General features: G+C 74.2%; 7 protein-coding genes. 4 read left to right on the top strand and 3 right to left on the bottom strand.

The features are described from left to right. On the bottom strand, window positions 1-1,058 hold a 1,058-nt coding region (locus ACJA3G_RS23920), incomplete at its 3' end, for a thiolase C-terminal domain-containing protein (protein WP_406555090.1). A gap of 21 nt (window positions 1,059-1,079) precedes the next feature. Then, a complete protein-coding gene (locus tag ACJA3G_RS23925) occupies window positions 1,080-3,239 on the bottom strand; it encodes an acyl-CoA dehydrogenase (protein ID WP_406555091.1) in 2,160 nt (719 codons plus the stop codon). A gap of 178 nt (window positions 3,240-3,417) precedes the next feature. Between ACJA3G_RS23925 and ACJA3G_RS23930 the strand changes: the two genes are divergently transcribed. From ACJA3G_RS23930 to ACJA3G_RS23945, 4 genes are all read left to right on the top strand, one after another. Continuing rightward, a complete protein-coding gene (locus tag ACJA3G_RS23930; protein WP_406555092.1) occupies window positions 3,418-4,065 on the top strand; it encodes a class I SAM-dependent methyltransferase in 648 nt (215 codons plus the stop codon). Between the two features lie 62 nt (window positions 4,066-4,127). Next, on the top strand, window positions 4,128-5,093 hold the full coding sequence (locus ACJA3G_RS23935; RefSeq protein ID WP_406555093.1) for an N-acetylmuramoyl-L-alanine amidase: 966 nt from the start codon (window positions 4,128-4,130) through the stop codon (window positions 5,091-5,093). Between the two features lie 185 nt (window positions 5,094-5,278). After that, entirely contained in the window at window positions 5,279-6,097 is an 819-nt protein-coding gene (locus ACJA3G_RS23940; RefSeq protein ID WP_406555096.1) for a hypothetical protein, read from the top strand. A gap of 123 nt (window positions 6,098-6,220) precedes the next feature. Continuing rightward, complete coding sequence (locus ACJA3G_RS23945) at window positions 6,221-7,231, top strand: LLM class F420-dependent oxidoreductase (RefSeq protein WP_406555094.1); 1,011 nt, start codon at window positions 6,221-6,223, stop codon at window positions 7,229-7,231. Window positions 7,232-7,250: 19 nt separating this feature from the next. Here ACJA3G_RS23945 and ACJA3G_RS23950 read toward each other — a convergent pair whose 3' ends face one another. Continuing rightward, window positions 7,251-7,817 (bottom strand): hypothetical protein, encoded by a 567-nt coding sequence (locus ACJA3G_RS23950; RefSeq protein WP_406555095.1) that lies wholly within the window; start codon window positions 7,815-7,817, stop codon window positions 7,251-7,253. Between the last annotated feature and the right edge of the window lie 385 nt (window positions 7,818-8,202).

Consider the following 8,202-nt stretch of genomic DNA (forward strand, 5'->3'; position numbering starts at 1 on the left):
GCCAGCCCCGTCGCCCCCAGCGGATGCCCCTTGGAGATCAGACCGCCGGAGGGGTTCACCACCCACCGGCCGCCGTACGTCGTCGCCCCGGACTCCACCAGCTTCCCGGACTCCCCCTCCCCGCACATCCCCAGCGCCTCGTACGTCAGCAGTTCGTTGATGGAGAAGCAGTCGTGCAGCTCGATGACGTCGACGTCCTCGATGCCGAGCCCGGCGCGCTCGTACACGGACCGCGCCGCCGCCCGCGACATGCCGGCCCCGACCACGTCGATGCACCGGCCGGACGCGAAGGACTCCTCCGTGTCCGTCGCCATCGCCTGCGCGACGATCTCCACCGCCCGCTCCTCCAGGCCGTGTTCCGCCGCGAACCGCTCGGAGACGACGACGGCCGCCGCCGCCCCGTCCGAGGTGGGCGAGCACTGCAGCCGTGTCAGCGGCCGGTGGACCGGCGGCGACGCGAGCACCTGCGCCACCGAGTACTCCACCTGGAACTGCGCATGCGGATTGTGCACCGAGTGCCGGTGGTTCTTGGCGCCGACCGCCGCGAGCTGCGCCTCGGTCGTCCCGTACAGCTCCATGTGCTCGCGCGCCGCGTTGCCGAAGATCTGCGCCGTCGGCGGGGTCGCCCCGAAACCGTGGGCGGCGGCCATGACCCCGTAGTGGCGGGCGACCGGGGAGGTGGCGAAGTCGCCGCCGTCCGCCCCGCCGCCGAGCGCGCCGCGTTTCATCTTCTCGAAGCCCAGCGCCAGTACGCACTCGCTCACCCCGCCCTCCACCAGCTGCCGCGCCAGCATCAGCGCGCTCGACCCGGTGGCGCAGTTGTTGCTGACGTTGTGGACGGGGACACCGGTGAGCCCCAGTTCGTACGCCGCCCGCTGGCCAGCCGTCGACGGCTGGAAGCAGTAGCCCGCCAGGACCTGTTCCACCTGCCCGTAACCGATCCCGGCGTCCGCGAGCGCGGCCGTCCCGGCCTCCCGTGCCATGTCCCAGTACTGCCACTCCCGCGACTCGGGCTTCACGAATTCCGTCGTCCCGACCCCGGCCACCAAACTCTTCACGTACCCGCTCCTTCGGCTCGTTCAGTCTCGCGGCAGGCCGAGGATCCGCTCGGCCACGACATTGAGCTGGACCTGCGTGGTACCGCCCGCGATGGTCAGACAGCGGGACATCAGATAGCCGTGGACGGCCTGCCGTGCCGGGCCCTCGGCCGTCGCGCCCGCCGGGCCGAGCAGCTCCAGGGCGAGGTCGGCCACCTTCTGCTGGTGGAGCGTCTGGACGAGCTTGCGCACGCTCGCCCCCGCGCCGGGCTCCAGCCCGGACACCCGGCGCAGGGTGGTGCGCAGCCCGACGCAGGCCAGCGCGTGCGCCTCGGCGGCCAGCGCGCCGATCCGGGCGCGGCAGGCGCCGTCGAGATCGTCGGCGCGGGCGAGCAGTGCCTCCAGACCGGTGTCGAAGGTCAACTGGTCGGCCATGTGGACGCGTTCGTTGCCGAGGGTGTTGCGGGCGACCCGCCAGCCGCCGCCCGGCTCGCCGACGACCGCGTCCGGCGGCAGGGGCGCTCCGTCGAAGTACACCTCGTTGAAGAGCGCGTCGCCGGTGATCTCCCGCAGGGGCCGGATGTCGATCCCGGGGGTGTGCTTCATGTCGACGAGGAAGTACGTCAGGCCCTCGTGCTTGGGCGCCCGGGGGTCGGTGCGGGCGAGCAGGATTCCGTGGTCCGCCCACTGGGCCGCGCTGGTCCACACCTTCTGGCCGGTGATCCGCCAGCCGTCCCCGGTGCGTTCGGCGCGGGTCCGCAGGCTCGCGAGGTCCGAGCCCGCCTCCGGCTCCGAGAACAGCTGGCACCACAGCAGGTCCCCGCGCAGGGTCGGCAGCAGATAGCGCTCCTGCTGCTCCTTCGTGCCGTACGCGAGGAGCGAGGGCACCACCCAGGTGCCGATCCCGAGCTCCGCGACCTTCACCCCGGCCGCGCGCAGCTCCTCCTGGACGACGAGCTGCTGCACGGGCCCCGCGCCCAGGCCGTACGGCGGTGGCAGATGGGGTGCGGCGTATCCGGTGGGGGCGAGGGCGCGCCGGGCGGCGGCCGGGTCGAGGCCGCGTACGGACTCCACCGCCGCGCGCGCCGGGCCCCGGAACGCCCGTGCCTCCTCGGGGAGTTCGAGCCGCAGCTCCCGGCGCGCCCCGGCCCCGGCGAGCCGGACGGCCCGTTGGCGGTGGGTGTCGCCCGCGCCGAGGAGCTGGCGGGCCACCAGGGCGCGGCGCAGATGGAGGTGGGCGTCGTGCTCCCAGGTGAAGCCGGTGCCGCCGAGGATCTGGACGCAGTCCTGGGCGCAGCCGAGGGCCGCGTCCAGGGCCGTGGCCGCCGCCAGGGACGCCACGAGCCCGCGCACCTCGGCCCGCTCCGGCCCGGCCGCCCGCGCCGCGTCCCACACCAGTGCCCGCGCCTGCTCGACCCGGACCAGCATGTCGGCGCAGAGGTGCTTGACCGCCTGGAACCGCCCGATGGGCCGGCCGAACTGCTCGCGCGTCCTGGCGTGGGCGACCGCGGTCTCCAGCGCCCGGCCGGCGGTTCCGCAGGCCTCGGCGGCGAAGAGGACGGCCGCCAGGTCGTGGACGAGCGCGGGGTCCACGGCGAGCGCCCGCCCCTGCGGGACGGCGAGGCGCCGGGCGGTGACCTCGGCGGTGGGGCGGGTGGGGTCGGCGCCGTCGTGCGCCCGTACGTCCAGGTCCGCCGCGTCCACCAGCAGCCACAGCATCTCCTCGCCCGCCCGCGCGGCCAGGACCAGCAGCTCGGCCTGGGCGGCGGCGAGGACGGGCGGGGCGGTCCCGTCGAGCGTCCAGCCGTGCGGGCCCGGTACGGCGGTGAGGCCGCCGGGGCCGAGCGCCACGGCCGCCGTGCGCGCCCCGGTCGCGATCGCCTCCACCGCCTCCGCGTGCCCGGCCCGCTCCAGCACCGCCGCCGCGAGCACACTGGGCAGGTACGGGCCCGGCAGCGCGGCCCGGCCCGCCTCCTCCAGCACCACGGCGAGCTCCACCAGGCCGCCGCCCCCGTACCGCTCGCCCAGATGGATCCCGAGCAGGCCCTGCGCGGCCAGCGCGTCCCAGAAGGGCGGCCGGGAGGCGGGGGCGCCGTCGGCGTCGAGCAGTTTCCGCACCTCCTCGGGCGGTACGGCCCGCGCCAGGCCGCCCCGTACCGCCTCGGCCAGCTCGCGCTGCTCCCGGGTGATCCCGATGCCCATCCGCACTCCCCGCCGTGGCCGCCGCTGGAACGGCGACAGACTAGAACACGTTCCATTCTGACGGAAGGTCAGATCGAGGGCGGGATCGGCCGGGGATTAGGATGTGGCGCCCGGCAGCGCGAGCACCGGCCGCCGCATCCGAACCAAGCCCCGCGCCCGACCCCCAGGAGCCCTGACCATGGCGACACCCAAGCCGGAGATACTCGCCGCCTTCGAGGCCGCCAAGGGGTTCATGCCCGTATGCGAGGGGCTCGCCCTCTACGAGGCGGCCGTCCGGGCGGGCGCGCTGGGCCTGCCGCTCCTGGAGGTCGGCACATACTGCGGTCGCTCCACCCTGCTGCTCGCGGACGCGGCCCGCGCCACCGGGACCGTCGCCGTCACCGTCGACCACCACCGGGGCAGCGAGGAGCAGCAGCCCGGCTGGGAGTACCACGACCCGTCCGTGGTCGACCCGGAGGTCGGTCTGATGGACACCCTGCCCACCTTCCGCCGCACCCTGCACCGGGCCGGCCTCGAAGAGCACGTGATCGCGGTCGTGGGACGCTCGCCGCAGGTGGCGCGGGCCTGGGGCGGCCGGGTCGGGCTGGTCTTCATCGACGGCGGCCACACCGACGAGCACGCCACCGGGGACTACGAGGGCTGGGCCCCGCACCTCGCCGAGGGCGGCCTGCTGGTGATCCACGACGTCTTCCCGGACCCGGTCGACGAGTTCACCGGCCAGGCGCCGTACCGCGTCTATCTGCGGGCCCTGGCGTCCGGCGCGTTCAGCGAGGTCTCGGCCACCGACTCGCTGCGCGTCCTGCGCCGCACCGGCGCCGGAGTGTGACGGCACCGACACCCCGGGGCCGGAGCCGACCGGATCCACCGCGCAGGCCCTAGCATCACTGCGTGTCGTACGACAGCGAGTCCCCCACCCCGCCCCGGCGCCGTCTGCGCGGCAACCTCGTCATCGTGACCGCCGCACTGGCCCCGGCCGCTCTGGCCGGCTGGCTGGTGTGGCAGGCCATGGGCGGCTCCGGCGGCCATGACGACAAGCCGCCCAAGGTGCTGCCGCTGCCCAGCGCGCCCGCCGCGCGGCCCTCGGGGAACGGCGGCGCCAGGCCGCCGGCCGCGACCGCGACGGCCACGCCGTCGCCCTCGGCCTCGGCCTCGGCCGCCACCCAGTCCGCCCGGCCCACCGGGCCGCTCGCGGGCCGGGTCGTGGTGATCGACCCGGGGCACAACCCCAGCAACTTCCAGCACACCGCCGAGATCAACCGCCAGGTCGACATCGGGACCAACAAGAAGGAGTGCGACACCACCGGCACCGACACCGGCGACGGGTACACCGAGGCCGCGTTCACCCTGGACGTGTCGCACCGGCTGCGGGCGCTCCTGGAGAAGCAGGGCGCGACCGTCACGTACACCCAGGACGCGGACCGGCCCTTCGGTCCGTGCGTGGACGAGCGCGCGGCGATCGGCAACCGGGCCAGGGCGGACGCGGTGGTCTCGGTGCACGCCGACGGCTCGGCGCAGGGCAACCACGGGTTCCATGTGATCCTGCCCGCGCTGGTGAACGCCGGGAAGGCGAACACCGCCCCGATCGTGGGCCCCTCGCGTGAGCTGGGTGTGAGGATCGCGGGGAAGTTCGTGCACGCCACCGGCATGCCGCCCTCCAACTACGTGGGCGACGGCACCGGGTTGGACCTCCGCAAGGATCTCGGCGGGCTCAACCTGTCGACCGTGCCGAAGGTGTTCATCGAGTGCGGGAACATGCGCGATTCCGGTGACGCGGCCCTGCTGACGAGCGCGGACTGGCGCCAGCGGGCGGCCCAGGGCATCGCGGACGGGATCGGCGACTTCCTGCGCAAGTGAGGGGCGCGCCGACGGGAGCGGTCGGCTGCGGGTCGGTCACGGTCTGAGCACCGGGGGGACTTCCCACCCGGTCAGACGATAGATTCTCCTCCGGGTGGGGAACCACCCCCGTGCTTCGCGCCGTGTGCACGTACACCGGCGGCAGCGATGACCGCCCCGACGAGACGACCCAAAAGGACTATTACGTGAACATCCGCTCCCTCACGCGAGGCGACGGCGTGGTGATCGGAGCAGCGGTGGTGCTGTTCATCGCCTCGTTCCTCGATCTCTACTCGGTCGGCAATTCGTGCTCCGGTACGTTCTGCCCGAAGCTCGACGTGCCGAATGCCTGGGACGCGCTGGGCCTGCTGATGAGCATGTTCCTGGCCGGCATCATCGGAGCGGTCCTCATCGTGGTGGCCCGTTCGCTGCCGCAGCCGAAGAAGATCGCCGGTATCGACCTGGGCCAGTTCGGCACCGCGTTCACGATCTTCTCGGCGTGGACCGCGTTCTGGACCATCATCGACATGGACAAGGCCGGCGCCGGCATGATCCTCGGCCTGATCGCCGCGCTGGCGCTCGCCGCGGGCGCCGTGGCCGGCCCGATGGTCGCCGCGCTCAAGGCCCCGCTGATGGGCAACCCGAGCCCGGCCGTGGCCCCGTACGGCGGCCAGCCCTACGGCAACCAGCCCGCCGGTGGCTACGGCTACCCGGGCGCCCCGCAGCCGCAGCCGTTCGCGCCCCAGGGCGCCGACCAGAGCCAGGGCGGCCAGGCCCCGGCGCCCGCCGCGGCCCAGCAGCAGCCCGCCGCCGGCGCCCCGGCCGGGGACTTCGCCCCGTTCTGGTTCGCCGTCCCGGTGGCCCGCCAGCTGTACCCGGAGGACGGCTCGGCCACGCCGATCGCGGAGCTCGCGCCCGGCACCTGGTACCTCGCGATGGAGCAGCGCGGCGCGGCCCTGGTCGCGCAGACGCAGGACGGCCGCCGCGGTGTCCTCCAGGACACGACGGGCATCCAGCGCGGCTGACCCCGCGGTCCGGCCGCGGCCGGAACCCGTGCGTACGGGAACGGCCCCCCACCCCTTCCGGGGCGGGGGGCCGTTCCCGTACGCTCCCCTGACGATCCGTCAGATACGGGCAGGGGTGGCGCCATGCGGCTGGGACTCGCACTCGGCTACTGGGGGCGCGGCCCCCATGCCGGACACCTGGAGCTGGCCCGGGAGGCGGAACGCCTCGGGTACACCTCGGTGTGGACGGCCGAGGCCTGGGGTTCGGACGCCTTCACCCCGCTGACCTGGATCGCCGCACACACCTCGCGGATCCGTCTGGGCACGGCCGTCGCGCAGATGGCGGCCCGCACCCCCACCGCGACCGCCATGCACGCGCTGACCCTGGACCACCTCTCGGGCGGCCGGATGATGCTGGGCCTCGGGCTCTCGGGGCCGCAGGTGGTGGAGGGGTGGTACGGGCGGCCCTTCCCCGCCAGCCCGCTGACGGCGACGCGGGAGTACGTGGAGGTGATCCGGCAGGTGCTGCGGCGCGCGGCACCGGTCGAGCTGGACGGCCGCTTCCACGCGCATCCCTACCGGGGTGCGGACGGCACCGGCCTCGGCAGACCGCTGAAGCCGATCACGCATCCGCTGCGGGCGGACCTGCCGGTGCTGCTCGGCGCCGAGGGCCCCAAGAACATCGCGCAGACGACCCGCATCGCGGACGGCTGGCTGCCGCTGTACTGGTCGCCGACCCGCCTCGACGCGTACCGGGCCTCCCTCGACGCGCTGCCCGAGGGCTTCACCGTCGCCCCCATGGTCCGCGCCCACGTCTGCGACGACGTGGCCGAGGGGCTGCTGCCGGTGAAGGCGATGCTCGGCTTCTACATCGGCGGCATGGGGCACGCGGCCCGCAACTTCCACGCGGATCTGATGGCACGGATGGGGTACGAGGCCGAGGCCCGCCGCATCCAGGCGCTGTTCGCCGAGGGCCGCCGCGAGGAGGCGGTGCGGGCGGTGCCGGACGCCTTCGCGGACGAGATCTCGCTGGTCGGGCCACGGGAGCGGATCGCGGAGCGGCTGGAGTCGTGGCGTACGGGCCCGGTGACGGACCTGCTGGTCATGTCACCGGACCCGACGACACTGCGGGTACTGGCGGAGCTGAACGGCTGACGGTGTGCGGGGCGGGTGATCAGCCGCCGCTGAGCTGCGAGGCGGACGGCACCTTGTCCTTGACGTCCGCGCCGGCGCTCTTGCCCGCGCCCTTCACGCCGTTGATGACGTTCTCGAACGTCCCGACGTCCGCGTCGTTGGCGTCGCCCTTGCGCAACTTGCCGCCGAGGCCCTTGAGGGACTCGATGCCGGAGCTGAGGGGGGCGACGGCCTTGGAGAGGAGGGGGTCGCCCTTGGCGTTGTTCACGGCCGCCTTCAGCCGGTTGTACGTGAAGGCCCCGGCGAGGCCCGCCTTCACCAGGGCGAACGTCCGGCCCTTGGCGCCCTTCTTGAACTTGCCCGCCTTGTACGGCTTCACGATCCACTGGTAGGCGGCACCGGCGGCGAGGCCCGCGTTGGCGACGAACCGCGTCTTGGCGAGCTTCTGCTTCTCGAAGGTGCTGGACGGCGAGACGCTGGCCTCCGCCGCGGTCAGGCTGTTGCGGGCGCTCTTGGTTTCGCCTCCGCAGGCGGTCGTCGACACCAGGATGGCGGTGGAGAGGACGACCGCCGCGAGTATGCGGCGGAGCGGGAGCGTACTGGGCACGGTGACCTCCGGGGACGTTTGGGTCTCCCCGGCAGCGTCACCCGCCCGGCGGCACCGGGCCACCCGGCTGGGCCATTCGGGGACCCGGCGTCCGTGTACGGCCCAGGGTGCCCTCCAGGGCGGGGTGCTCGCCTACGGCCGGGCAGGGTCCTCCGGGGGCAAGGTGTTCGTCTGCGGGCCGTCTGTGGCTGGTCGCGCAGTTCCCCGCGCCCCTAACCGCCTAGGGGCGCGGGGAACTGCGCGCGCAACCCACCACGACCCGCAGCCATAATCCGGGCCCTGAAGGGGCGCGGGGAACTGCGCGACCAGCCACAGACGGCCCGCAGACGAACACCTTGCCCCCGGAGGACCCTGCCCGGCCGTAGGCGAGCACCCCGCCCTGGAG

Source organism: Streptomyces sp. YS-3 (genome assembly GCF_045257485.1).
Taxonomy (GTDB): domain Bacteria; phylum Actinomycetota; class Actinomycetes; order Streptomycetales; family Streptomycetaceae; genus Streptomyces.

What these genes read in the sequence shown, in the direction of transcription:
- ACJA3G_RS23925 (WP_406555091.1), bottom strand. Translation starts at nt 3,239, where the DNA reads ATGGGCATCGGGATCACCCGGGAGCAGCGCGAGCTGGCCGAGGCGGTA.
- ACJA3G_RS23930 (WP_406555092.1), top strand. Translation starts at nt 3,418, where the DNA reads ATGGCGACACCCAAGCCGGAGATACTCGCCGCCTTCGAGGCCGCCAAG.
- ACJA3G_RS23945 (WP_406555094.1), top strand. Translation starts at nt 6,221, where the DNA reads ATGCGGCTGGGACTCGCACTCGGCTACTGGGGGCGCGGCCCCCATGCC.